The sequence below is a fragment of the Escherichia sp. E4742 genome (genome assembly GCF_005843885.1).
Lineage (GTDB): Bacteria > Pseudomonadota > Gammaproteobacteria > Enterobacterales > Enterobacteriaceae > Escherichia.
In genome coordinates this window covers 227630-250461 of sequence record NZ_CP040443.1, presented here as the reverse complement: position 1 = coordinate 250461, position 22832 = coordinate 227630, and the positions used below count along the sequence as shown (strand labels likewise).

Sequence of the window (22832 nt, the reverse complement as noted above, 5' to 3'; positions counted from 1 at the left end):
CTTCGTTTCTAATAACCCTATAATTAATCAACGAAATTATAATGTTTCTAAAATTAGAATATAATTTATAAACATTATTTAAATGTTGTTACTTAAGTGTTACCGTTGATGCCGCGCAAATCTCACCTGCAATAAAGCGACTAAAAGTAAGGCATTAACAAGATGAAAAAAGTGACTGCCATGCTCTTCTCGATGGCCGTGGGGCTTAATGCCGTTTCGATGGCGGCAAAAGCGAAAGCGTCCGAGGAGCAGGAAACTGATGTACTGTTGATTGGCGGCGGCATTATGAGCGCCACGTTGGGGACCTATTTACGGGAGCTGGAGCCTGAATGGTCGATGACCATGGTGGAGCGCCTGGAAGGTGTTGCGCAGGAGAGTTCGAACGGCTGGAACAACGCCGGAACCGGGCATTCTGCGTTGATGGAACTGAACTACACCCCGCAAAACGCCGATGGTAGCATCAGTATCGAAAAAGCAGTTGCCATTAACGAAGCATTCCAGATTTCCCGCCAGTTCTGGGCGCACCAGGTCGAGCGTGGCGTGTTGCGTACCCCGCGCTCATTTATTAACACCGTTCCGCACATGAGCTTTGTCTGGGGCGAGGATAACGTCAACTTCCTGCGCGCCCGTTACGCGGCCTTGCAACAAAGTTCGTTGTTTCGCGGTATGCGTTACTCCGAAGATCACGCGCAAATCAAAGAGTGGGCGCCACTCGTGATGGAAGGACGCGATCCACAGCAGAAAGTCGCGGCCACGCGTACAGAAATCGGCACCGATGTGAACTATGGTGAAATCACTCGCCAGTTAATTGCTTCCTTGCAGAAAAAATCTAACTTCTCGCTGCAACTCAGTAGCGAAGTCCGCGGCCTCAAACGTAATGACGACAACACCTGGACCGTCACCATTGCCGATCTGAAAAATGGCACTGTACAGAACATCCGCGCGAAATTTGTCTTTATCGGCGCGGGCGGTGCGGCGCTGAAACTTTTGCAAGAATCCGGTATCCCGGAAGCGAAAGAGTACGCTGGTTTCCCGGTGGGCGGTCAGTTCCTCGTCTCGGAAAACCCTGACGTGGTTAACCGTCATCTGGCGAAGGTCTACGGTAAAGCATCTGTTGGTGCGCCGCCGATGTCGGTTCCGCATATCGATACCCGTGTTCTGGACGGTAAACGCGTAGTGCTGTTTGGACCATTTGCCACCTTCTCAACCAAATTCCTCAAAAACGGTTCGTTGTGGGATCTGATGAGTTCCACCACCACTTCCAACGTGATGCCGATGATGCATGTCGGGCTGGATAATTTCGATCTGGTGAAATACCTGATAAGTCAGGTGATGTTGAGTGAAGAGGATCGTTTTGCAGCGCTGAAAGAGTACTATCCACAGGCGAAAAAAGAGGACTGGCGTTTGTGGCAAGCGGGGCAGCGCGTACAGATTATCAAGCGTGATGCCGACAAAGGCGGTGTACTGCGTCTGGGAACAGAAGTGGTCAGCGACCAGCAAGGGACTATTGCCGCGTTGCTGGGGGCATCACCGGGGGCGTCAACCGCCGCACCAATTATGTTGAATCTGCTGGAAAAAGTGTTTGGCGATCGCGTTTCCAGCCCGCAATGGCAGGCTACGCTGAAAGCGATCGTTCCGTCTTATGGCAGCAAGTTGAACGGTGATGTGGCAGCAACAGAACGTGAGTTGCAGTACACCAGCGAAGTGCTGGGGCTGAAATACGACAAGCCTCAGGCGGCAGACAGTACGCCGAAACCGCAGTTGAAACCGCAATCAGTTCAAAAAGAAGTCGCGGATATTGCGTTGTAATGGTGCGCCGCATCCGGCATTGAGTGTCGGATGCGGCGTAACCGCCTTATCCGACCTACGGGGTGCCGCGTTTCACAGCGGCGTAGGCCTGATAAGACGCGTCAGCGTCGCATCAGGCAACCGGTTCGGACGTTAGATGTCGGATGCGGCGTAACCGCCTTATCCGACCTACGGAGTGCAGCATTTCACAGTGGCGTAGGCCTGATAAGACGCGCCAGCGTCGCATCAGGCAACCGGCTCGGGCGTTGGATGTCGGATGCGGCGTAACCGCCTTATCCGACCTACGGGGTGCCGCGTTTCACAGCGGCGTAGGCCTGATAAGACGCGTCAGCGTCGCATCAGGCAACCGGTTCGGACGTTAGATGTCGGATGCGGCATGATCGCCTTATCCGACCGATGGGCGGTACGCTGTGTTTAGCGAACTACCGCGTTCTCAATTTTCTCTTCTGCCTTCCAGATGCGGTATTTCACATCCACATTGTCTGGCGTATACACCACGATCGGCAGCTTGCTGTTGTAACGCAGCATTCCGGCATCGCCCAGATACGCGGTGACAAATTTCTTCTCTTTCTTGCCATCCGGGCAGGCCATCATCGTAGAAACCGGGGAGCTAACTTTATCAAAGACATAATAATCATAGCCCCAGCCTTCCAGCGTTTTGCTTTCCAGTTTCCCGCCGAGACGATGCAGATTGCAGTCAACTTCCAGCGTCTGACCGATTAACAGTTCTACTTTCAGGGTAGATTCATCTTCTTGCGGGGTTAACTGAATCACCTGACGCTTCATCCCTTTTTCAGCTTGCGGATAAGGGGCGATTTTTTCCAGTGGCTGGACGCTGTCTGCCGCCCAGGCTGAGGTGGCGGCGAAAGCGGCAAACAACACTGCAGGTAGAATGGTCTTCATTTGTTTTCCTTCTTCATTTATAGGTTTTCACCGATGATGTCGCTGAAGGTTAACATATTCATCAGATTTATTAATTTGCTTTATGAATAATGCATAGAATATTCAGACAACTTTACCTTCTCTTTTGGAGTTATATGCTGATGGATGGCGAAGCCTGGAGAAATATCTTTGGTGAATTTATCGCTATGTAAAATTGTTTATAACCGGTTGAAATGTGAATAAAAGCCCATTTTTGCCAGCCTTCCCGCCACTCTTTTGATCCTGCTACAGGTTTTACCCCGATCGGGGTATGCATCTTTGACACATCCTTTAATATCTTAGCGCCTATAAAAATGGCTTATTAATTATGCGGTTTATTTGGTCGCTCTCAATTTTCAGAGCACGTTAATGATGGAAGGTCAATGTGAAGATTGATGCATCCCGTCGGGGCATACTGACTGGTCGCTGGCGCAAAGCCAGTAACGGTATCCGTCCGCCCTGGTCCGGTGATGAATCTCATTTTCTGACCCATTGCACCCGCTGCGATGCCTGTATTAATGCTTGTGAAAACAACATTCTGCAACGCGGCGCGGGTGGCTATCCGAGCGTTAATTTCAAAAATAACGAGTGCAGCTTCTGTTACGCCTGCGCGCAGGCTTGCCCCGAATCGCTATTTTCTCCGCGCCACACTAGGGCCTGGGATTTGCAGTTCACCATTGGGGACGCGTGCCTGGCGTATCAGTCAGTTGAATGCCGCCGCTGTCAGGATAGCTGTGAGCCAATGGCAATTATCTTTCGCCCGACGCTCTCCGGGATCTACCAGCCGCAACTTAATAGCCAACTTTGCAACGGATGTGGAGCATGTGCAGCCAGCTGTCCGGTATCAGCCATAACTGCGGAGTATCTCCATGCACACTAACTGGCAAGTTTGCAGCCTGGTCGTTCAGGCCAAAAGCGAACGAATTTCAGACATCAGCACCCAACTGAACGCCTTTCCCGGCTGTGAAGTCGCTGTCAGCGACGCGCCAAGCGGTCAGTTGATTGTGGTGGTGGAAGCAGAAGACAGCGAAACGCTGATCCAAACCATTGAGTCAGTACGCAACGTAGAGGGCGTGCTGGCGGTGTCGCTGGTTTATCACCAGCAGGAAGAGCAAGGTGAGGAAACACCATGAAACTCAGTCGTCGTAGCTTTATGAAAGCTAACGCCGTTGCGGCCGCTGCGGCGGCTGCCGGTCTCAGCGTGCCGGGCGTTGCCCGCGCCGTTGTTGGTCAGCAGGAAGCCATTAAATGGGATAAAGCGCCGTGCCGTTTCTGCGGTACCGGTTGCGGTGTTCTGGTCGGAACGCAGCAGGGGCGTGTGGTGGCCTGTCAGGGCGACCCGGATGCACCGGTTAACCGTGGCCTGAACTGCATTAAGGGCTATTTCCTGCCCAAAATCATGTACGGTAAAGACCGTTTGACGCAGCCGCTTCTGCGTATGAAAAACGGTAAATATGACAAAGAAGGCGAATTTACCCCAATCACCTGGGATCAGGCCTTCGATGTGATGGAAGAGAAATTCAAAACCGCCCTGAAAGAAAAAGGGCCGGAATCGATCGGTATGTTCGGTTCTGGTCAATGGACTATCTGGGAAGGTTATGCCGCCTCCAAGCTGTTTAAAGCGGGCTTCCGTTCGAACAACATCGACCCGAACGCGCGTCACTGTATGGCGTCGGCAGTAGTTGGCTTTATGCGTACCTTTGGTATGGATGAGCCGATGGGCTGCTATGACGATATCGAACAGGCTGACGCGTTTGTGCTGTGGGGCGCGAATATGGCGGAGATGCACCCGATCCTCTGGTCGCGCATCACTAACCGTCGTCTCTCTAACCAGAACGTCACCGTGGCGGTGCTTTCTACCTACCAGCATCGTAGCTTCGAGCTGGCGGATAACGGCATCATCTTTACGCCACAGTCTGACCTGGTGATCCTGAATTACATCGCCAACTATATCATTCAAAACAATGCGATAAATCAGGACTTCTTCAGCAAACACGTTAACCTGCGCAAAGGGGCGACGGACATCGGCTACGGTTTACGTCCGACCCATCCGCTGGAAAAAGCAGCGAAGAATCCGGGTTCTGACGCCTCCGAACCGATGAGCTTTGAAGATTACAAAGCCTTCGTTGCCGAATATACGCTGGAAAAAACCGCCGAAATGACTGGCGTACCAAAAGATCAGCTGGAACAGCTGGCGCAGCTGTATGCCGATCCGAACAAGAAAGTCATCTCCTACTGGACGATGGGCTTCAACCAGCATACCCGTGGCGTGTGGGCCAACAACCTGGTCTACAACCTGCACCTGCTGACCGGCAAAATTTCCCAGCCGGGTTGCGGTCCGTTCTCCCTGACCGGGCAGCCTTCCGCGTGTGGTACTGCGCGTGAAGTGGGCACCTTTGCTCACCGTCTGCCTGCGGACATGGTGGTGACTAACGAGAAACACCGTGATATCTGCGAGAAGAAGTGGAATATCCCGAGCGGCACCATTCCGGCGAAAATCGGTCTGCACGCGGTAGCACAGGACCGTGCGCTGAAAGACGGCAAGCTGAATGTTTACTGGACCATGTGTACCAACAACATGCAGGCCGGGCCGAACATTAATGAAGAGCGTATGCCGGGCTGGCGCGATCCGCGCAACTTTATCATCGTCTCCGATCCGTATCCGACAGTCAGTGCGCTGGCCGCCGACTTGATCCTGCCGACCGCAATGTGGGTAGAGAAAGAGGGCGCTTACGGTAACGCCGAACGCCGTACTCAGTTCTGGCGTCAGCAGGTGCAGGCACCAGGCGAAGCGAAATCGGATCTCTGGCAGTTAGTCCAGTTCTCCCGCCGCTTCAAAACTGAAGAAGTATGGCCGGAAGAGCTGCTGGCGAAGAAACCGGAACTGCGTGGCAAAACGCTGTACGAAGTTCTGTATGCCACCCCCGAAGTGAGCAAATTCCCGGTATCCGAACTGGCGGAAGATCAGCTGAACGATGAATCCCGCGAGCTGGGCTTCTACTTGCAAAAAGGGCTGTTCGAAGAGTACGCATGGTTTGGTCGCGGTCACGGTCACGATCTCGCGCCGTTCGATGACTACCACAAAGCGCGCGGTCTGCGCTGGCCGGTGGTGAACGGTAAAGAAACGCAGTGGCGTTACAGCGAAGGTAACGACCCGTATGTGAAAGCGGGCGAAGGCTATAAGTTCTACGGTAAACCGGATGGCAAAGCGGTGATCTTCGCGCTGCCGTTCGAACCGGCGGCGGAAGCACCGGATGAAGAGTACGACCTGTGGCTCTCTACCGGACGCGTCCTGGAGCACTGGCATACCGGCAGTATGACTCGCCGTGTGCCAGAACTGCACCGTGCCTTCCCGGAAGCGGTCCTGTTTATTCACCCGCTGGATGCGAAAGCGCGCGATCTGCGTCGTGGCGACAAAGTGAAAGTGGTTTCTCGCCGTGGCGAAGTGATCTCGATTGTCGAAACGCGCGGTCGTAACCGTCCGCCGCAGGGCCTGGTGTATATGCCGTTCTTCGACGCCGCACAGCTGGTTAACAAACTGACGCTGGACGCGACCGATCCGCTCTCGAAAGAGACGGACTTCAAGAAGTGCGCGGTCAAACTGGAGAAGGTGTAAGCCATTATGTCCCGGTCAGCGAAACCTCAAAATGGTCGCCGCCGCTTTCTGCGCGATGTCGTTCGCACAGCAGGCGGGCTGGCTGCCGTGGGTGTGGCGCTGGGGTTACAACAGCAAACCGCACGCGCATCTGGCGTGCGGTTGCGCCCGCCCGGAGCCATAAACGAGAACGCCTTTGCCAGTGCCTGTGTGCGTTGCGGTCAGTGTGTTCAGGCTTGCCCTTACGACACCTTAAAACTGGCGACGCTGGCCTCTGGTCTGTCGGCAGGTACGCCGTATTTTGTCGCGCGGGATATTCCTTGCGAAATGTGTGAGGACGTTCCGTGCGCCAAAGTATGCCCCAGCGGCGCGCTGGATCGTGAGATCGAATCGATCGACGACGCGCGGATGGGGCTGGCGGTGCTGGTGGACCAGGAAAACTGTCTCAACTTTCAGGGGCTGCGCTGCGATGTTTGTTATCGCGAATGCCCGAAAATTGATGAGGCAATCACCCTGGAGCTGGAGCGTAACACGCGTACCGGTAAGCACGCCCGCTTTCTGCCGACGGTTCACAGCGACGCCTGTACCGGCTGCGGTAAGTGCGAAAAGGTGTGTGTGCTGGAACAACCGGCAATCAAGGTGTTACCGCTGTCACTGGCGAAAGGGGAGTTAGGTCACCATTACCGCTTCGGTTAGCTGGAGGGGAACAATGGCAAATCGTAAACGTGACGCCGGGCGCGAGGCGCTGGCGAAGAAAGGCTGGTGGCGCAGTCACCGTTGGCTGGTGTTGCGTCGCCTTTGTCAGTTCTTCGTGCTGGGGATGTTTTTGAGCGGCCCGTGGTTTGGTGTGTGGATCTTGCATGGCAACTACAGCAGTAGCCTGTTATTCGACACCGTTCCGCTGACCGATCCGCTGATGACGCTGCAAAGCCTTGCCAGCGGTCATCTGCCTGCCTCGGTGGCGCTGATCGGCGCGGTGATTATCACCGTGCTCTACGCCCTGGCAGGAAAGCGATTATTTTGCAGCTGGGTCTGCCCGCTGAACCCGATTACTGACTTAGCGAACTGGTTACGCAGGCGCTTTGAGCTCAATCAGTCTGCGACCATCCCGCGCCACATTCGGTACGTGCTGTTGGTCGTGATCCTGGTGGGATCGGCCTTAACCGGCACGCTCATCTGGGAATGGATCAACCCCGTTTCTCTGATGGGCCGTAGCCTGGTAATGGGATTTGGCAGCGGCGCGCTGCTTATTATCGCGCTGTTTTTATTTGATCTACTGGTCGTTGAACACGGCTGGTGCGGCCATATTTGTCCGGTCGGCGCGCTGTATGGCGTGTTGGGTAGCAAAGGTGTGATTACCGTTGCGGCCACCGATCGGCAGAAATGTAACCGCTGTATGGATTGTTTTCATGTTTGCCCGGAACCGCATGTGCTACGTGCCCCGGTGCTGGATGAACAAAGCCCGGTGCAGGTCACCAGCCGCGATTGCATGACGTGCGGTCGCTGCGTGGATGTCTGTTCTGAGGATGTATTTACAATAACTACACGATGGAGTTCGGGAGCGAAATCATGAAAAGCCATGACCTGAAGAAAGCGCTGTGTCAATGGACGGCGATGCTGGCCCTGGTGGTGAGCGGCGCGGTTTGGGCGGCAAATGGCGTCGATTTTAGCCAGTCGCCGGAAGTATCCGGGACGCAGGAAGGGGCCATTCGGATGCCAAAAGAGCAGGATCGGATGCCGCTGAACTATGTGAATCAGCCGCCAATGATCCCGCATAGCGTTGAAGGTTATCAGGTAACGACCAATACCAACCGCTGTTTACAGTGCCACGGTGTTGAAAGCTATCGCACCACTGGCGCACCGCGCATCAGTCCTACTCACTTTATGGACAGCGACGGCAAAGTGGGCGCAGAAGTGGCTCCGCGTCGTTATTTCTGTCTGCAATGTCACGTACCGCAGGCCGATACCGCGCCAATCGTGGGGAATACCTTTACCCCATCAAAAGGTTACGGGAAATAAGAGGTTATTATGGGAAATTCTGACCGTAAGCCTGGTCTGATTAAGCGCCTGTGGAAATGGTGGCGTACCCCCAGCCGTCTGGCGCTGGGGACGCTGCTGTTGATTGGTTTTGTTGGCGGCATCGTCTTCTGGGGCGGCTTTAACACCGGTATGGAAAAAGCCAATACTGAAGAGTTCTGCATTAGCTGCCACGAAATGCGCAACACGGTGTATCAGGAATACATGGATTCCGTGCATTACAACAACCGTAGCGGCGTGCGTGCTACCTGCCCGGATTGTCACGTCCCGCACGAGTTTGTGCCGAAAATGATACGCAAGCTCAAAGCAAGTAAAGAGCTGTATGGTAAAATTCTGGGCGTTATTGACACGCCGCAGAAATTCGAAGCTCATCGCCTGACTATGGCACAGAATGAGTGGCGGCGAATGAAGGACAACAACTCGCAGGAGTGCCGTAACTGTCACAACTTCGAGTTTATGGATTTAACCGCCCAGAAAGGTGTTGCCGCGAAGATGCACGATCAAGCGGTGAAAGATGGGCAAACCTGTATTGACTGCCATAAAGGGATCGCGCACAAGCTACCCGATATGCGCGAAGTTGAACCAGGTTTTTAACAGGATGTCATTGCGTGGGGATGCTTGAAGCCAGAGAATTGCTCTGCGAGCGGGATGAACGAACCTTGTTTAGTGGTTTGTCATTTACGCTGAACGCAGGAGAGTGGGTACAAATCACCGGCAGCAACGGTGCGGGGAAGACAACGCTTCTTCGTCTGCTGACAGGGTTGTCTCGCCCTGACGCCGGTGAGGTTCTTTGGCAAGGGCAGCCCTTGCATCAGGTACGCGACAGCTACCATCAAAACCTGTTATGGATAGGCCATCAGCCGGGGATTAAAACCCGGCTGACGGCGTTAGAAAATCTGCATTTCTATCACCGTGACGGTGATACCGCACAATGTCTGGACGCCCTGGCGCAGGCCGGGCTTGCCGGATTCGAAGATATTCCCGTAAACCAGCTCTCTGCCGGGCAACAACGCCGCGTTGCGCTGGCACGTCTGTGGCTGACCCGTGCCACGTTGTGGATACTCGACGAACCTTTTACCGCGATTGACGTCAACGGCGTCGATCGTCTGACCCAGCGTATGGCGCAGCATACGGAGCAGGGGGGAATTGTGATTCTGACCACCCACCAGCCGCTCAATGTTGCTGAAAGTAAAATCCGCCGCATTTCGCTGACGCAAACGAGGGGCGCATGATGTTTTGGCGCATTTTCCGTCTTGAGCTGCGCGTGGCGTTTCGCCATAGCGCCGAAATCGCTAACCCGCTGTGGTTCTTCCTGATTGTTATTACCCTTTTTCCACTTAGTATCGGTCCAGAGCCGCAATTGCTGGCGAGGATTGCACCGGGGATTATCTGGGTTGCGGCGCTGCTTTCCTCTTTGCTGGCGCTGGAGCGACTGTTTCGTGACGATTTGCAGGACGGCAGTCTTGAACAACTGATGTTGTTGCCATTACCCTTGCCCGCCGTTGTGCTGGCGAAGGTGATGGCGCACTGGATGGTGACAGGTTTGCCTCTACTCATTCTCTCACCACTGGTGGCATTGCTACTGGGAATGGACGTGTACGGTTGGCAAGTGATGGCGCTTACGCTGTTGTTGGGAACCCCCACGCTTGGCTTTCTTGGTGCACCAGGCGTGGCGCTGACGGTCGGACTTAAGCGCGGTGGAGTGCTACTCAGCATTCTCGTGTTACCACTCACCATCCCCTTACTCATCTTTGCCACCGCTGCGATGGACGCGGCTTCGATGCATTTGCCCGTGGACGGGTATCTGGCAATTTTAGGCGCGTTGCTGGCTGGCACCGCGACATTAAGTCCTTTTGCGACGGCGGCAGCGTTACGAATCAGCATTCAATAACGCTGGATTACTGATTTTTGTTCGAGTCTGGTATCGAAACTATGTGGAAAACACTACATCAACTGGCGATCCCTCCACGGTTATATCAAATCTGTGGCTGGTTTATACCGTGGCTGGCAATCGCCAGTGTGGTCGTGCTCACCGTCGGCTGGATCTGGGGATTCGGCTTTGCTCCGGCTGATTATCAGCAAGGAAATAGCTATCGCATTATTTATCTACATGTGCCAGCGGCAATCTGGTCGATGGGTATTTATGCCTCGATGGCGGTAGCGGCGTTCATCGGTCTTGTCTGGCAGATGAAAATGGCTAACCTGGCGGTCGCAGCGATGGCCCCCATTGGTGCCGTGTTTACCTTTATTGCCCTGGTTACTGGCTCCGCATGGGGAAAACCGATGTGGGGCACCTGGTGGGTGTGGGACGCGCGTCTGACTTCTGAACTGGTGCTGCTGTTTCTGTATGTTGGTGTGATTGCCCTGTGGCACGCCTTTGACGACCGCCGTCTGGCAGGCCGTGCGGCAGGTATTCTGGTGCTGATTGGCGTGGTAAATCTGCCGATTATTCATTACTCCGTGGAGTGGTGGAACACACTGCATCAGGGATCAACGCGGATGCAGCAAAGTATCGATCCGGCGATGCGTTCGCCGCTGCGCTGGTCGATTTTCGGCTTCCTGCTGCTGTCTGCCACGCTGACGTTGATGCGGATGCGTAATTTGATTTTGCTGATGGAAAAACGCCGTCCGTGGGTGAGTGAACTGATACTGAAAAGAGGCCGTAAATGACCCCTGCATTTGCTTCCTGGAATGAATTTTTCGCAATGGGCGGTTACGCCTTTTTTGTCTGGCTGGCGGTGGTGATGACCGTTATTCCGCTGGTGGTTTTGGTCGTGCACTCGGTGATGCAGCATCGCGCAATTCTGCGTGGCGTGGCGCAACAGCGGGCGCGTGAGGCGCGTTTACGTGCTGCGCAACAGCAGGAGGCTGCATGAATATTCGCCGTAAAAATCGGTTGTGGATTGCCTGTGCCGTGCTGGCGGGGCTGGCGCTGACCATCGGTCTGGTTCTGTATGCTCTGCGCTCGAATATCGATCTTTTTTATACGCCGGGGGAGATTCTCTACGGCAAGCGTGAAACCCAACAGATGCCGGAAGTCGGTCAGCGTCTGCGCGTGGGCGGGATGGTGATGCCGGGGAGCGTGCAGCGCGATCCCAATTCGCTGAAAGTGACCTTCACCATTTACGACGCTGAAGGTTCAGTCGATGTCACTTACGAAGGCATTTTGCCGGATCTGTTCCGTGAAGGGCAGGGCGTTGTGGTTCAAGGCGAGCTGGAAAAAGGCAATCATATCCTCGCGAAAGAAGTACTGGCGAAACACGACGAAAACTATACACCGCCAGAAGTCGAGAAAGCGATGGAAGCCAACCACCGTCGCCCGGCGAGTGTTTATAAGGACCCAGCATCATGATGCCGGAAATTGGTAACGGACTGCTGTGCCTGGCGTTAGGGATTGCGCTGCTGCTGTCTGTGTATCCGCTATGGGGCGTGGCGCGCGGAGATGCGCGCATGATGGCTTCTTCCCGCTTGTTTGCCTGGCTGCTGTTTATGTCTGTGGCAGGTGCATTTCTGGTGCTGGTTAACGCCTTCGTGGTAAACGACTTCACCGTCACCTATGTCGCCAGTAACTCCAATACCCAGCTTCCGGTGTGGTATCGCGTGGCGGCCACCTGGGGGGCGCATGAAGGCTCATTGCTGCTATGGGTGCTGCTAATGAGCGGCTGGACGTTTGCGGTAGCGATTTTTAGCCAGCGTATTCCGCTGGATATTGTGGCGCGCGTACTGGCGGTAATGGGCATGGTCAGCGTCGGCTTTTTGCTGTTCATTCTCTTTACCTCTAACCCGTTCTCTCGCACATTGCCGAACTTCCCGATTGAAGGGCGCGATCTTAACCCGTTGTTGCAGGATCCGGGGCTGATCTTCCATCCGCCTCTGCTTTATATGGGGTACGTTGGTTTCTCGGTGGCATTTGCTTTTGCCATTGCTTCTTTGCTGAGTGGGCGTCTGGACAGCACTTACGCGCGTTTTACCCGTCCGTGGACGCTGGCGGCGTGGATCTTCCTGACGCTCGGCATCGTACTCGGTTCCGCGTGGGCCTATTACGAACTCGGCTGGGGCGGCTGCTGGTTCTGGGATCCGGTAGAAAACGCCTCGTTTATGCCATGGCTGGTTGGTACTGCGCTGATGCACTCGCTGGCGGTGACTGAACAACGCGCCAGTTTCAAAGCGTGGACATTACTGCTGGCAATCAGTGCTTTCTCGCTGTGTCTGCTGGGGACTTTCCTGGTGCGCTCCGGTGTGCTGGTATCGGTACACGCGTTTGCTTCGGATCCGGCGCGCGGCATGTTTATTCTCGCCTTTATGGTACTGGTGATTGGCGGTTCGCTGCTGCTGTTTGCTGCCCGTGGACACAAAGTCCGTTCACGGGTGAACAATGCTCTGTGGTCGCGGGAATCTCTGTTGTTAGCGAACAACGTTTTGCTGGTCGCCGCGATGCTGGTGGTGTTGCTGGGAACGCTGCTGCCGCTGGTGCATAAACAACTTGGGCTGGGCAGCATTTCGATTGGCGAACCGTTCTTCAACACTATGTTTACCTGGCTGATGGTGCCGTTTGCGCTACTGCTTGGTGTTGGCCCTCTGGTGCGTTGGGGGCGCGATCGTCCGCGTAAAATCCGCAATTTATTGATTATCGCCTTCATCAGCACGCTGGTGCTGTCGCTGCTGTTGCCGTGGCTGTTCGAAAGCAAAGTCGTGGCGATGACGGTACTCGGCCTGGCAATGGCCTGCTGGATTGCGGTGCTGGCAATTGCGGAAGCTGCGCTGCGTATTTCACGCGGTACGAAAACCACCTTCAGTTATTGGGGGATGGTGGCGGCTCATCTGGGGCTGGCGGTAACAATTGTTGGCATTGCCTTTAGCCAGAACTATAGCGTCGAGCGTGATGTGCGCATGAAGCCCGGCGATAGCGTCGATATTCATGAATATCGCTTCACCTTCCGTGATGTCAAAGAGGTGACTGGCCCGAACTGGCGTGGCGGTGTGGCGACTATCGGCGTAACGCGAGATGGCAAGCCGGAAACGGTGCTGTATGCGGAAAAACGTTATTACAACACTGCCGGGTCGATGATGACCGAAGCGGCGATTGACGGCGGCATCACTCGTGACTTGTACGCGGCGCTCGGTGAAGAGTTGGAAAACGGCGCGTGGGCTGTGCGCCTTTACTACAAACCGTTTGTTCGCTGGATTTGGGCGGGCGGGCTGATGATGGCGTTGGGCGGGCTGCTGTGCCTGTTTGATCCTCGCTATCGTAAGCGCGTGAACCCGCAAAAAACTGCGCCGGAGGCTGTATGAAGCGCAAAGTATTGTTACTTCCTTTGATTATCTTTCTGGCGATTGCCGCGGCGCTGCTGTGGCAGCTGGCGCGTAATGCCGAAGGGGATGATCCGACCAATCTGGAATCGGCGCTCATTGGCAAGCCGGTGCCGAAGTTTCGCCTCGAATCACTGGACAATCCGGGGCAGTTTTATCAGGCGGATGTGCTGACTCAGGGCAAACCAGTGCTGCTTAACGTCTGGGCGACCTGGTGTCCGACCTGCCGTGCGGAACATCAATATCTGAATCAGCTTTCTGCGCAGGGCATCCGCGTGGTCGGCATGAACTATAAAGACGACAGGCAGAAGGCAATCAGCTGGCTGAAAGAGCTGGGTAATCCTTACGCGCTAAGCCTGTTTGATGGCGACGGCATGTTAGGTCTGGATCTCGGTGTCTATGGCGCGCCAGAAACGTTCCTCATCGATGGTAATGGCATCATTCGCTATCGCCATGCGGGTGATCTCAATCCTCGCGTCTGGGAAGAAGAGATCAAGCCGCTGTGGGAGAAATACAGTAAGGAGGCCGCACAATGAGGTTTTTATTGGGCGTGCTGATGCTGATGATCTCCGGCTCGGCGCTGGCGACCATCGACGTGTTGCAGTTTAAGGATGAAGCGCAGGAACAGCAGTTTCGCCAACTCACTGAAGAACTACGCTGCCCGAAATGCCAGAACAACAGCATTGCCGATTCTAACTCGATGATTGCGACCGACCTGCGCCAGAAAGTGTATGAACTGATGCAGGAAGGTAAAAGTAAGAAAGAGATTGTCGATTATATGGTGGCGCGCTATGGCAACTTCGTCACTTACGATCCGCCGTTAACGCCGCTGACCGTGCTGCTGTGGGTGCTACCGGTAGTAGCTATTGGTATCGGCGGTTGGGTTATTTATGCCCGCTCGCGGCGTCGGGTACGCGTGGTGCAGGAAGAGTTTCCTGAACAAAGCGTGCCGGAAGGTAAGCGTGCCGGATATGTTGTTTTTCTGCCGGGTATTGTGGTGGCGTTAATTGTGGCTGGCGTCAGCTACTACCAGACCGGCAATTATCAGCAGGTGAAAATCTGGCAGCAGGCCACGGCGCAGGCTCCGGCATTGCTGGACAGGGCGCTGGATCCGAAAGCCGATCCGCTCAATGAAGAAGAGATGTCGCGCCTTGCACTTGGAATGCGTACTCAACTGCAAAAAAATCCGGGAGATATAGAAGGCTGGATTATGTTGGGCCGCGTTGGGATGGCGCTGGGTAACGCCAGTATCGCGACTGATGCATATGCCACTGCGTATCGCCTCGATCCAAAGAACAGTGATGCCGCGCTGGGGTATGCTGAAGCGTTGACACGTTCATCTGATCCCAACGACAACCGCCTCGGCGGTGAACTGCTACGCCAGTTGGTGAGAACGGACCACAGCAATATTCGCGTGTTAAGCATGTATGCGTTTAACGCCTTTGAGCAGCAGCGATTTGGCGAAGCCGTTGCCGCGTGGGAGATGATGTTGAAACTCTTACCTGCCAACGATACTCGCCGTGCGGTGATTGAACGCAGTATCGCGCAGGCGATGCAGCATTTATCACCACAGGAGAGTAAATAAGAAGAAGCCCGATGGTGATGCCATCGGGCCAGACTGATGACAAAGTGCGCTTTGTTTATTCCGGATGGGGCGTAAACGCCTTATCCAGTCTACAAAATCGTGCGAATTCAATACATTGCTCGATCCGTGTAGGCCTGATAAGCGTAGCGCATCAGGCAGTGTTGCGTTTGTCATCAATATCAGCCCGATGGTAAATCCATCGGGCTATTTTTTTATTGCGCCCCGCGTTGTTGCAGGAACAGAATGGTGGCCGCCACGCGTGAGCGGACGTTGAGTTTACGCAGCAGATTGCGGATATGGACTTTTACCGTCTGCTCAGAAATATTCAGTACCGAAGCGATCTGCTTATTGGACAGTCCTTGTGCCAGTTCGTGCAGAACATCTAATTCACGCTCCGTTAGCACGCTGAAGGGGTCTTCTTCAGCGCCAAACATTTCACGCTCGCGTAAGTACTGACTGACGCGTTCACTAAAGACTTTGCTACCTTTTGCTCCGGCGCGAATCGCTTCCAGCAACACTTCCGGATCGCTATCTTTCAACAGATAACCGTCAGCGCCTGCGTCTATCAATGCAAAGATATCGCTGGAGGCATCTGAAACGGTCAGGATAATAATTTGCGCGGTAACGCCATCCCTGCGCAAGGCATTGAGGGTATCCAGGCCACTCATACCTTTCATATTGAGATCCAGCAAGATCACGTCGATATCCAGTCTATTCGCCAGATCGATAGCACTAGCGCCGTCGCCTGCTTCGGCGACCACTTCAAAGCCAGGGTCAAGCTCCAGTAACTGACGAACACCGCGTCGCATAAGTGGATGATCATCCACAATCAGCACCTGAAAAGGCGTTGCTTCAGGCATAGTAGTCTCCTGAGGTTTTATTAGAATCATTATGTTTGAGCGTAGCGTTGGTAACGCTACCAGGCGCGTGAATGTTACCCCATTTTATGTATGGGCATGTAGTGAAAACTGTAAGTGTGGGTAGAGGGGGATTGACGTAGATATAAAAAAACCAACCTTTGCGGTTGGTTTTCTTGGGATTTTTGGTCGGCACGAGAGGATTTGAACCTCCGACCCCCGACACCCCATGACGGTGCGCTACCAGGCTGCGCTACGTGCCGACTCGTGGCTGCTTATACTACCGTTTTCCACACCGATTGCAAGTAAGATATTTTGCTAACTGATTTATAATTAATCAGTTAGCGATAAAACGCTTCTCGTCTGTCAGCACCTGCAATAACAAACTCAACTGTGGTTTTTCGTCTCTCACTCTTTCACCACGTAAGTTGTAAGTGCGGTATTTACCGTTATTGTTCAGTACTAGCGTCATTTTCGGTGTGGTAATTGCCAGCGTATCGTTATCCGCGGCTGTTACCCAGTAATGACGGCGTTCAGGGTTGAACAAGTCCTGACCTTGTGAGTATTCGCTGGCAGGCGTACTGACGTGTAGCAGGCGTTGCATCAGCGTGGTCATAAGATCAGTATGATCGGTCAAGGCATTAATACGCTGTGCCGGTGTGCCTGGCCAGTGAATGACTAATGGCACCTGAAGATGGCCACGTGACCAGTCAAAGGTTTCTTCATCTTCGCTCAGCGGAATGCCGCGACCAGCAGTGATAATCACCACCGTGTTGTCCAGTTTCCCGGATTCACGTAACGCATTCAGGACGCGATTGATCTGGCCATCGACATTACCAGCCGCGCGGCTATATTTCCGGGCAAATGCTTGCTGATTGCTGTCGTCAATGTTGGTGCCATTGAAAGATACCCAAGAGAACCAGCGGTTATCTTCTTGCGCGTAGCGGCCAAGCCAGTTGATCCACTGCGTGGCGGTCTGCTCATCGGATTGTGTATGTACGCTCGGCATCGAGAAGTCTGACAACAATGCCTGGCGATACAGCGGACTGGTAAAGCCATCTGACGAGAATAAGCCCAACTGATAGCCTTGCTGGTTGAGCGCGGTAATTAACGCCGCAGGCGTACGGGTCGACAGAATACCGTCCATATAGCTTGGCGAGATACCATAGAACAAGCCAAAGATACCGTTGTCGGTGGTGTTGCCGGAACTCAAATGGCGCGTGAACGAAATATTTTCTTCGGCAAAACCCGCCAGTGCAGGCATCTGCTTCTCGTAGCGTGAGTAGTTCAGGCCATCGACAGTAATCAACAACACATTTTGCCCGGTGCCCATATCGCGGTAGCGCAATTCGCTTAACGGATACTGTACAGAAACAGCGTCTGGATTGCCTTGCTCGATCAGACGGCGTTGATACTCCTGCGCATCAAGCAGACCATGCTTCTCAAGAAAACGTCGCGCCGTCATCGGGTACGAAAGCGGCAGGTTAGCGCGCTGCATGGTGATAGGGCGATAGAAGTTAGCATCGGCCCAGATATACACCATGTGTGAGGCGATAAAGGCGATAAATAAGAATGCGGCCAGCGGACGGGCGAAGCGTCGACGACGCGTCAGACTGCGCAGCTTTTGCCAGCTCCACGTCGCAAACACCAGTTCAATCAATAAAATAACTGGCACGCTGATAAACATTAGCTGCCAGTCGCGTGCCATCTCATTCTCGTCCGGATTGATAACCAACTGCCAGACGATGGGATTAAGATGGAGATGGAAACGGGTAAAGACTTCGCTGTCGATCAGTAACAGCGTCATTCCCACAGTGGCCAGAATGACGGACAAAAACCTCATTAGCCTCTGTGAGCCGACGATAAAGGTCAGCGGGAAGAGGATCAGCAAGTAGGTGGCGAACACCAGAAAGCTGAAGTGGCCGATAATGCTTACATAGGAATAAATACGACCCGCAAGCGTTGTCGGCCAGTCGGCGATAAACAGGTAACGACTGCCAATGACAAGTGAGAGCAGAATGTTGAACAGTGCAAACCAGTGCCCCCAGCTGACCATCTGGGAGACTTTTTCACGGTAGCGCTGACGATGAGTTACCATAACCTGTTATCTGTTTCCCTTAGTGCGCTTTGTCTTCGTTGATCGAGGACTGCAAAGCGCGGGCAAAAGAGTTGGCAATCGCCTGGCGTTGAGCCGGGGCAATGCTGGTGTTGATAAGGTTGGTGACCATATTGCCTAACACCATCAGGGAAAGGTCGGTCGGAGCCTTATGTTTTTCCAGTACGTTGAGCAGCTCTGCGAGCAATTGTTCAACCTGTTCATCACTGTAGCGGGAAATTTGTGGCATAAATCGAAATCAGTTAGTTGATGAAAGGGCAACATATTACCGTAGCAACGGTTTTTTTTCTGCTTTTTTATGCTTTCAATCATTCTCCTTACGCAGCCTTCTGTAAAATGGCCGCCAACTTTTATTGCGTCGCTTAACCGGCGGTGGTTGAATACCGCCCGGTCTTAAAGGAGAGTTTATCATGAGTCTGGATATCAACCAGATTGCTCTGCACCAGCTTATCAAGCGTGATGAGCAGAACCTTGAGCTGGTGTTGCGCGATTCATTGCTGGAACCGACGGAAACCGTCGTTGAGATGGTGGCAGAGCTGCATCGGGTCTATAGCGCCAAGAACAAAGCCTACGGTTTGTTCAGCGAAGAGAGTGAACTGGCGCAGACGCTGCGCTTGCAACGTCAGGGCGAAGAGGACTTTCTGGCATTTAGCCGCGCGGCAACCGGTCGCCTGCGTGACGAACTGGCAAAATATCCGTTTGCTGATGGCGGTTTCGTTCTGTTTTGCCACTATCGTTATCTGGCAGTTGAGTATTTGCTGATTTGCGTGCTGAGCAATCTAAGCAGTATGCGCGTCAACGAAAATCTCGACATCAACCCGACCCATTATCTTGATATCAATCATGCGGATATTGTGGCGCGTATTGATTTAACTGAGTGGGAAACCAATCCGGAATCGACGCGCTACCTGACTTTCCTGAAAGGGCGAGTCGGACGCAAAGTCGCCGATTTCTTTATGGATTTCCTCGGTGCCAGCGAAGGGTTGAACGCCAAAGCGCAAAACCGAGGTCTGTTGCAAGCGGTCGACGACTTCACCGCAGAAGCGCAACTGGATAAAGCAGAACGGCAGAACGTTCGCCAGCAAGTTTATAGCTATTGTAATGAGCAATTGCAGGCGGGCGAGGAGATTGAACTGGAGTCGCTGTCAAAAGAGTTGGCGGGCGTCAGCGAAGTGAGCTTCACGGAGTTTGCTGCTGAAAAAGGGTATGAACTGGAAGAGAGCTTCCCGGCAGACCGTAGCACACTGCGTCAATTGACGAAGTTTGCCGGTAGCGGCGGTGGCTTGACCATCAACTTTGATGCGATGCTGTTAGGCGAACGGATTTTCTGGGACCCGGCGACCGATACGCTGACCATTAAAGGCACGCCGCCGAACCTGCGCGATCAATTGCAGCGCCGGACGTCTGGCGGTAATTAATCGGTTACATAATGAATGCCAGATGCGGCGTGAATGCCTTATCTGGCCTGAAAATAACGATACTGATAAGACGCACTGCGTCGCATCAGGCATAATCTGCAGATACAAAAAACCCCGCCGAAGCGGGGTTTTTTTACAACTTATTCAGCGATTAAGCGCGAACGAAGTCGATGTGCTGCAGCTTCGGTTTGTACGGATGACGCTGTACGTCCTGAGCTTTAACTTTGATTTCTTTACCGTCAACAACGATGGTCAGAACTTCGCTGTAGAATTCAGCTTTAGCTTGCATGTTCATGACTTTGTCGTGATCCAGCTCGATAGCCAGCGGCGCTTCTTTGCCACCGTAGATGATTGCCGGGAACTTGTTAGCGGCACGCAGGCGGCGGCTCGCACCCTTACCCTGCTCTTTACGTACTTCTGCGTTGATAGTAAACATTTCTTTCTCTCTTAAATGATTCCTGCTACAGGCGACCCAGCAACAGGTAAGTGATCTGCTTTGCGTATGCAAAAGCGGGCGAGATTCTATACTCAATCGCCTTATACATCAATCAAAACTACCATTAACCGCGTAATTCATGCGCCCGCCGAAAACGACCTTCGTAATCGAATATTTTTTCACGCACCTGCCAGTACTGGCCTTTCATTCGTGCGACGACGAAATCCGGATGGCGCAGCAACGCTTGTTGGGCGAGGATATCGGCAGCGGTTATCCAGCGCAAAGGGATGCCCGGTGTACGCGTATGCGGGCGGATAAAAAGCTGTTCGAAGGCAGTACGCTGGGCGGGCGTTTGCAGACGGAAACGCTCACTCACATCCGCGCCGTCTTCATCGTAATAGGTGATTTTCAGCCATTCGCCTTTTTCGTCGTGACCATGCTGCAAAGACATGCCGCTACAGCGTAATACCAGGGCGTCTTTCAGTCGTAGCGCCGCTTTTAACATGTCGTCTGGATCAACCAGTACCGTGTCACATTCGCGGCAGCGGCGGGCTGCAATATCGTTTTCCGCGTTACATTGTGGGCAATTTTTAAAACGGAAACGGAAGTCACACTGTTCGCGATGACCGTCGTCATCTTCAAACCATCCCTGACAGCGACGACCAAAGTGTTCAATCAATGTCCCGTCGGCGGTCGTTTTCCCCCAAAAGGTGTTGGCAAAGCCACAAGCAGGGCAGAAAACCTGCACCGGGACGTTGTCACTTTTGCCTTTCGGTGTACCAACTTCCGGTGCGTAGAGGTCATGAGGATTGCCCGCATAATCGAGAATTAAGCAATCTGTTTTACCCGGCGCCAGACGCAGACCGCGCCCGACAATTTGTTGGTAAAGACTCACTGATTCGGTAGGGCGCAGAATGGCGATAAGATCGACGTGCGGGGCGTCAAATCCGGTGGTCAGCACCGCAACGTTGACCAGATAGCGAAAACGCTGGGCTTTAAAATCTTCAATTAATACATCGCGCTCAGCGCCGGGCGTGTCGCCAGTAATCAGTGCAGCATCTTCTGCGGGTAGCAAACCGACAATCTCTTTTGCGTGTTCAACCGTCGCGGCGAAAATCATCACCCCTTTACGCTTTTCGGCGAACTCCATAATCTGGCTGATGATGTGTGGAGTAATACGTTGCTGTTTTTTCAGTTCCCGGTTGAGATCAGCTTCGCTGAACAGCCCATTGCTCTGCGCCTGCAAGCGACTGAAATCGTACTGCACAACCGGCATATCCAGCCGTTCCGGTGGTGTCAGATAGCCGTGTTTAATCATATAGCGCAGCGGCAACTCATAAATGCAGTCACGGAAAAGGGCTTTCTCGTCGCCGCGTACCATACCGTGATAATGAAACTGGTAAATCCAGCCTTTACCCAGCCGAAAGGGCGTGGCAGTCAGCCCAAGCAGGCGTAAGTGGGGATTCACTTTTGTCAGGTGAGTAAGGATTTGCTGATACTGGCTCTCTTCGTCGTCACCAATACGGTGGCATTCATCGACAATCAACAGCGAAAATTCACCCTGAAAGGCATCAAGATTACGGGCGACCGATTGCACGCTGCCAAATACCACTTTACCGTGGCTCTCCTTGCGTTTTAGCCCGGCGGCAAAAATATCGGCTTCCAGCCCCAACGCCTGGTATTTAGCATGGTTCTGCGCCACCAGTTCTTTGACGTGTGCCAGCACCAGAACACGACCACGCGCCAGCCGTGCCAGTTCGGCAATCACCAGGCTTTTACCTGCTCCGGTAGGCAGCACGATAACGGCAGGGGTTTTATGACGACGAAAATGGTTGAGCGTGGCATCCACGGCTTCTTGCTGGTATGGACGAAGTGTAAAAATCATGGTTTAGCGTAGGTAGATTAATCTGCTAATAGTATGCCACGGATCTTTTTCCCTTGAGGGAAGTTATTAGACCGCTATACTGGGCAGACAACAGTTCTGATTTTCGGGTCTATGCCCGACCTCCGTTTTTACAGGCAAAATCACACACATGCGACTTGATAAATTTATCGCACAGCAACTCGGTGTTAGCCGTGCTATTGCCGGGCGTGAAATCCGCGGCAATCGTGTCACCGTTGATGGCGAAATCGTCCGCAATGCAGCGTTCAAACTGCTCCCTGAACACGATGTTGCTTATGATGGCAATCCGCTGGCGCAGCAACACGGCCCGCGTTATTTCATGCTCAACAAGCCCCAGGGCTATGTTTGCTCAACTGATGACCCGGATCACCCAACGGTGCTCTATTTTCTGGATGAACCTGTGGCGTGGAAACTGCACGCGGCGGGGCGGTTGGATATTGATACCACCGGTCTGGTGCTGATGACTGACGACGGTCAGTGGTCGCATCGCATTACTTCTCCGCGTCATCATTGCGAGAAGACCTATCTGGTGACGCTTGAATCACCCGTAGCTGACGATACGGCGGAGCAATTTGCCAAAGGCGTACAGCTGCATAACGAAAAAGATCTCACTAAGCCAGCGGTGCTGGAAGTGATTACCCCTACGCAGGTCCGGCTGACCATCAGTGAAGGGCGTTATCATCAGGTGAAACGCATGTTCGCCGCCGTGGGTAACCACGTGGTTGAGCTGCATCGTGAACGTATTGGCGGTATTACTCTGGATGCAGATTTAGCCCCAGGTGAATATCGTCCATTAACTGCAGAAGAAATTGCCAGCGTCGGTTAACACTTTCATTTTATTCAGG

24 protein-coding genes and 1 tRNA gene are annotated in these 22832 nt (G+C 53.5%); 18 read left to right on the top strand and 7 right to left on the bottom strand.

Annotated features, from left to right (window positions below; translation table 11 throughout):
* The first annotated feature begins 162 nt into the window (after positions 1-162).
* Positions 163-1809: a malate dehydrogenase (quinone) gene (gene mqo / locus FEM44_RS01280; RefSeq protein WP_135521856.1), complete on the top strand. Its 1647-nt coding sequence runs from the start codon at positions 163-165 to the stop codon at positions 1807-1809.
* 414 nt (positions 1810-2223) lie between these two features.
* Here the strand turns inward: mqo and eco are convergent, their stop codons facing one another.
* A complete protein-coding gene (gene eco, locus FEM44_RS01275; protein ID WP_135521858.1) occupies positions 2224-2712 on the bottom strand; it encodes a serine protease inhibitor ecotin in 489 nt (162 codons plus the stop codon).
* Between the two features lie 403 nt (positions 2713-3115).
* Between eco and napF the strand changes: the two genes are divergently transcribed.
* The 15 genes from napF to ccmH are packed head-to-tail and all read left to right on the top strand — an operon-like array spanning position 3116 to position 15257.
* On the top strand, positions 3116-3610 hold the full coding sequence (gene napF, locus FEM44_RS01270) for a ferredoxin-type protein NapF (protein ID WP_000686723.1): 495 nt from the start codon (positions 3116-3118) through the stop codon (positions 3608-3610).
* The gene (gene napD, locus FEM44_RS01265; RefSeq protein ID WP_000557378.1) at positions 3600-3863 is read left to right on the top strand and encodes a chaperone NapD; all 264 of its coding nucleotides are present in this window, start codon (positions 3600-3602) and stop codon (positions 3861-3863) included. The genes napF and napD overlap by 11 nt, the downstream gene beginning before the upstream one ends.
* A complete protein-coding gene (napA, locus tag FEM44_RS01260) occupies positions 3860-6346 on the top strand; it encodes a periplasmic nitrate reductase subunit alpha (RefSeq protein ID WP_000778067.1) in 2487 nt (828 codons plus the stop codon). The genes napD and napA overlap by 4 nt, the downstream gene beginning before the upstream one ends.
* A 6-nt stretch (positions 6347-6352) precedes the next feature.
* A complete protein-coding gene (napG, locus tag FEM44_RS01255; protein WP_135521859.1) occupies positions 6353-7021 on the top strand; it encodes a ferredoxin-type protein NapG in 669 nt (222 codons plus the stop codon).
* A 13-nt stretch (positions 7022-7034) separates the two neighbouring features.
* Positions 7035-7898: a quinol dehydrogenase ferredoxin subunit NapH gene (napH, locus tag FEM44_RS01250; RefSeq protein WP_135521861.1), complete on the top strand. Its 864-nt coding sequence runs from the start codon at positions 7035-7037 to the stop codon at positions 7896-7898.
* A complete protein-coding gene (gene napB / locus FEM44_RS01245; protein ID WP_000835174.1) occupies positions 7895-8344 on the top strand; it encodes a nitrate reductase cytochrome c-type subunit in 450 nt (149 codons plus the stop codon). Before napH ends, napB begins: the two co-directional genes overlap by 4 nt.
* Positions 8345-8353: 9 nt before the next feature.
* Positions 8354-8956 carry a cytochrome c-type protein NapC gene (napC, locus tag FEM44_RS01240; protein ID WP_130207128.1) on the top strand — a complete coding sequence of 201 codons (603 nt, stop codon included), beginning with the start codon at positions 8354-8356 and terminating at the stop codon, positions 8954-8956.
* A gap of 14 nt (positions 8957-8970) precedes the next feature.
* Positions 8971-9594 (top strand): cytochrome c biogenesis heme-transporting ATPase CcmA, encoded by a 624-nt coding sequence (gene ccmA / locus FEM44_RS01235; protein ID WP_217496765.1) that lies wholly within the window; start codon positions 8971-8973, stop codon positions 9592-9594.
* On the top strand, positions 9591-10253 hold the full coding sequence (ccmB, locus tag FEM44_RS01230) for a heme exporter protein CcmB (RefSeq protein WP_000971724.1): 663 nt from the start codon (positions 9591-9593) through the stop codon (positions 10251-10253). The genes ccmA and ccmB overlap by 4 nt, the downstream gene beginning before the upstream one ends.
* 41 nt (positions 10254-10294) lie before the next feature.
* Positions 10295-11032, top strand: coding sequence for a heme exporter protein CcmC (gene ccmC, locus FEM44_RS01225; protein ID WP_001295447.1), 738 nt, complete (start codon positions 10295-10297; stop codon positions 11030-11032).
* Positions 11029-11238, top strand: a complete 210-nt coding sequence (ccmD, locus tag FEM44_RS01220) for a heme exporter protein CcmD (protein WP_000186540.1) — start codon at positions 11029-11031, stop codon at positions 11236-11238. The genes ccmC and ccmD overlap by 4 nt, the downstream gene beginning before the upstream one ends.
* Entirely contained in the window at positions 11235-11714 is a 480-nt protein-coding gene (gene ccmE / locus FEM44_RS01215; RefSeq protein ID WP_135521863.1) for a cytochrome c maturation protein CcmE, read from the top strand. Before ccmD ends, ccmE begins: the two co-directional genes overlap by 4 nt.
* The gene (ccmF, locus tag FEM44_RS01210) at positions 11711-13654 is read left to right on the top strand and encodes a cytochrome c-type biogenesis heme lyase CcmF (protein WP_138158846.1); all 1944 of its coding nucleotides are present in this window, start codon (positions 11711-11713) and stop codon (positions 13652-13654) included. Before ccmE ends, ccmF begins: the two co-directional genes overlap by 4 nt.
* The gene (gene dsbE, locus FEM44_RS01205; RefSeq protein WP_033545454.1) at positions 13651-14208 is read left to right on the top strand and encodes a thiol:disulfide interchange protein DsbE; all 558 of its coding nucleotides are present in this window, start codon (positions 13651-13653) and stop codon (positions 14206-14208) included. Before ccmF ends, dsbE begins: the two co-directional genes overlap by 4 nt.
* Positions 14205-15257, top strand: coding sequence for a cytochrome c-type biogenesis thiol:disulfide oxidoreductase CcmH (gene ccmH, locus FEM44_RS01200; protein ID WP_135521865.1), 1053 nt, complete (start codon positions 14205-14207; stop codon positions 15255-15257). Before dsbE ends, ccmH begins: the two co-directional genes overlap by 4 nt.
* Positions 15258-15469: 212 nt before the next feature.
* On the opposite strand, the gene narP is transcribed toward ccmH, so the two are convergent.
* From narP to FEM44_RS01175, 4 genes are all read right to left on the bottom strand, one after another.
* A complete protein-coding gene (narP, locus tag FEM44_RS01190; protein WP_064526779.1) occupies positions 15470-16117 on the bottom strand; it encodes a nitrate/nitrite response regulator protein NarP in 648 nt (215 codons plus the stop codon).
* Between the two features lie 183 nt (positions 16118-16300).
* A tRNA-Pro gene (locus FEM44_RS01185) sits at positions 16301-16377 on the bottom strand.
* A gap of 74 nt (positions 16378-16451) precedes the next feature.
* Positions 16452-18212, bottom strand: a complete 1761-nt coding sequence (gene yejM / locus FEM44_RS01180; RefSeq protein ID WP_135521867.1) for an LPS biosynthesis-modulating metalloenzyme YejM — start codon at positions 18210-18212, stop codon at positions 16452-16454.
* A gap of 19 nt (positions 18213-18231) precedes the next feature.
* Positions 18232-18459 carry a YejL family protein gene (locus FEM44_RS01175; protein WP_001135667.1) on the bottom strand — a complete coding sequence of 76 codons (228 nt, stop codon included), beginning with the start codon at positions 18457-18459 and terminating at the stop codon, positions 18232-18234.
* A 181-nt stretch (positions 18460-18640) separates the two neighbouring features.
* On the opposite strand from FEM44_RS01175, the gene yejK reads away from it, so the two are divergent.
* Positions 18641-19648: a nucleoid-associated protein YejK gene (gene yejK / locus FEM44_RS01170; RefSeq protein ID WP_130207118.1), complete on the top strand. Its 1008-nt coding sequence runs from the start codon at positions 18641-18643 to the stop codon at positions 19646-19648.
* A gap of 151 nt (positions 19649-19799) precedes the next feature.
* Here the strand turns inward: yejK and rplY are convergent, their stop codons facing one another.
* Both rplY and FEM44_RS01160 read right to left on the bottom strand, forming a co-directional pair.
* A complete protein-coding gene (gene rplY / locus FEM44_RS01165; protein WP_000494183.1) occupies positions 19800-20084 on the bottom strand; it encodes a 50S ribosomal protein L25 in 285 nt (94 codons plus the stop codon).
* A gap of 124 nt (positions 20085-20208) precedes the next feature.
* A complete protein-coding gene (locus tag FEM44_RS01160) occupies positions 20209-21969 on the bottom strand; it encodes a DEAD/DEAH box helicase (protein WP_135521869.1) in 1761 nt (586 codons plus the stop codon).
* 148 nt (positions 21970-22117) lie between these two features.
* Here FEM44_RS01160 and rsuA point away from each other — a divergent pair, with 148 nt between their 5' ends.
* Entirely contained in the window at positions 22118-22813 is a 696-nt protein-coding gene (rsuA, locus tag FEM44_RS01155) for a 16S rRNA pseudouridine(516) synthase RsuA (protein WP_064526785.1), read from the top strand.
* Positions 22814-22832 lie beyond the last annotated feature (19 nt).

Bases quoted from the DNA above. Each gene is read 5' to 3' on its own strand.
- ccmE (WP_135521863.1), top strand. From the start codon at position 11,235: ATGAATATTCGCCGTAAAAATCGGTTGTGGATTGCCTGTGCCGTGCTG.
- mqo (WP_135521856.1), top strand. From the start codon at position 163: ATGAAAAAAGTGACTGCCATGCTCTTCTCGATGGCCGTGGGGCTTAAT.
- napA (WP_000778067.1), top strand. From the start codon at position 3,860: ATGAAACTCAGTCGTCGTAGCTTTATGAAAGCTAACGCCGTTGCGGCC.
- napB (WP_000835174.1), top strand. From the start codon at position 7,895: ATGAAAAGCCATGACCTGAAGAAAGCGCTGTGTCAATGGACGGCGATG.
- ccmC (WP_001295447.1), top strand. From the start codon at position 10,295: ATGTGGAAAACACTACATCAACTGGCGATCCCTCCACGGTTATATCAA.
- napG (WP_135521859.1), top strand. From the start codon at position 6,353: ATGTCCCGGTCAGCGAAACCTCAAAATGGTCGCCGCCGCTTTCTGCGC.
- ccmH (WP_135521865.1), top strand. From the start codon at position 14,205: ATGAGGTTTTTATTGGGCGTGCTGATGCTGATGATCTCCGGCTCGGCG.
- yejM (WP_135521867.1), bottom strand. From the start codon at position 18,212: ATGGTAACTCATCGTCAGCGCTACCGTGAAAAAGTCTCCCAGATGGTC.
- eco (WP_135521858.1), bottom strand. From the start codon at position 2,712: ATGAAGACCATTCTACCTGCAGTGTTGTTTGCCGCTTTCGCCGCCACC.
- ccmF (WP_138158846.1), top strand. From the start codon at position 11,711: ATGATGCCGGAAATTGGTAACGGACTGCTGTGCCTGGCGTTAGGGATT.
- FEM44_RS01175 (WP_001135667.1), bottom strand. From the start codon at position 18,459: ATGCCACAAATTTCCCGCTACAGTGATGAACAGGTTGAACAATTGCTC.
- ccmB (WP_000971724.1), top strand. From the start codon at position 9,591: ATGATGTTTTGGCGCATTTTCCGTCTTGAGCTGCGCGTGGCGTTTCGC.
- narP (WP_064526779.1), bottom strand. From the start codon at position 16,117: ATGCCTGAAGCAACGCCTTTTCAGGTGCTGATTGTGGATGATCATCCA.
- dsbE (WP_033545454.1), top strand. From the start codon at position 13,651: ATGAAGCGCAAAGTATTGTTACTTCCTTTGATTATCTTTCTGGCGATT.
- yejK (WP_130207118.1), top strand. From the start codon at position 18,641: ATGAGTCTGGATATCAACCAGATTGCTCTGCACCAGCTTATCAAGCGT.
- rsuA (WP_064526785.1), top strand. From the start codon at position 22,118: ATGCGACTTGATAAATTTATCGCACAGCAACTCGGTGTTAGCCGTGCT.
- napD (WP_000557378.1), top strand. From the start codon at position 3,600: ATGCACACTAACTGGCAAGTTTGCAGCCTGGTCGTTCAGGCCAAAAGC.
- napC (WP_130207128.1), top strand. From the start codon at position 8,354: ATGGGAAATTCTGACCGTAAGCCTGGTCTGATTAAGCGCCTGTGGAAA.
- ccmD (WP_000186540.1), top strand. From the start codon at position 11,029: ATGACCCCTGCATTTGCTTCCTGGAATGAATTTTTCGCAATGGGCGGT.
- rplY (WP_000494183.1), bottom strand. From the start codon at position 20,084: ATGTTTACTATCAACGCAGAAGTACGTAAAGAGCAGGGTAAGGGTGCG.
- FEM44_RS01160 (WP_135521869.1), bottom strand. From the start codon at position 21,969: ATGATTTTTACACTTCGTCCATACCAGCAAGAAGCCGTGGATGCCACG.
- napH (WP_135521861.1), top strand. From the start codon at position 7,035: ATGGCAAATCGTAAACGTGACGCCGGGCGCGAGGCGCTGGCGAAGAAA.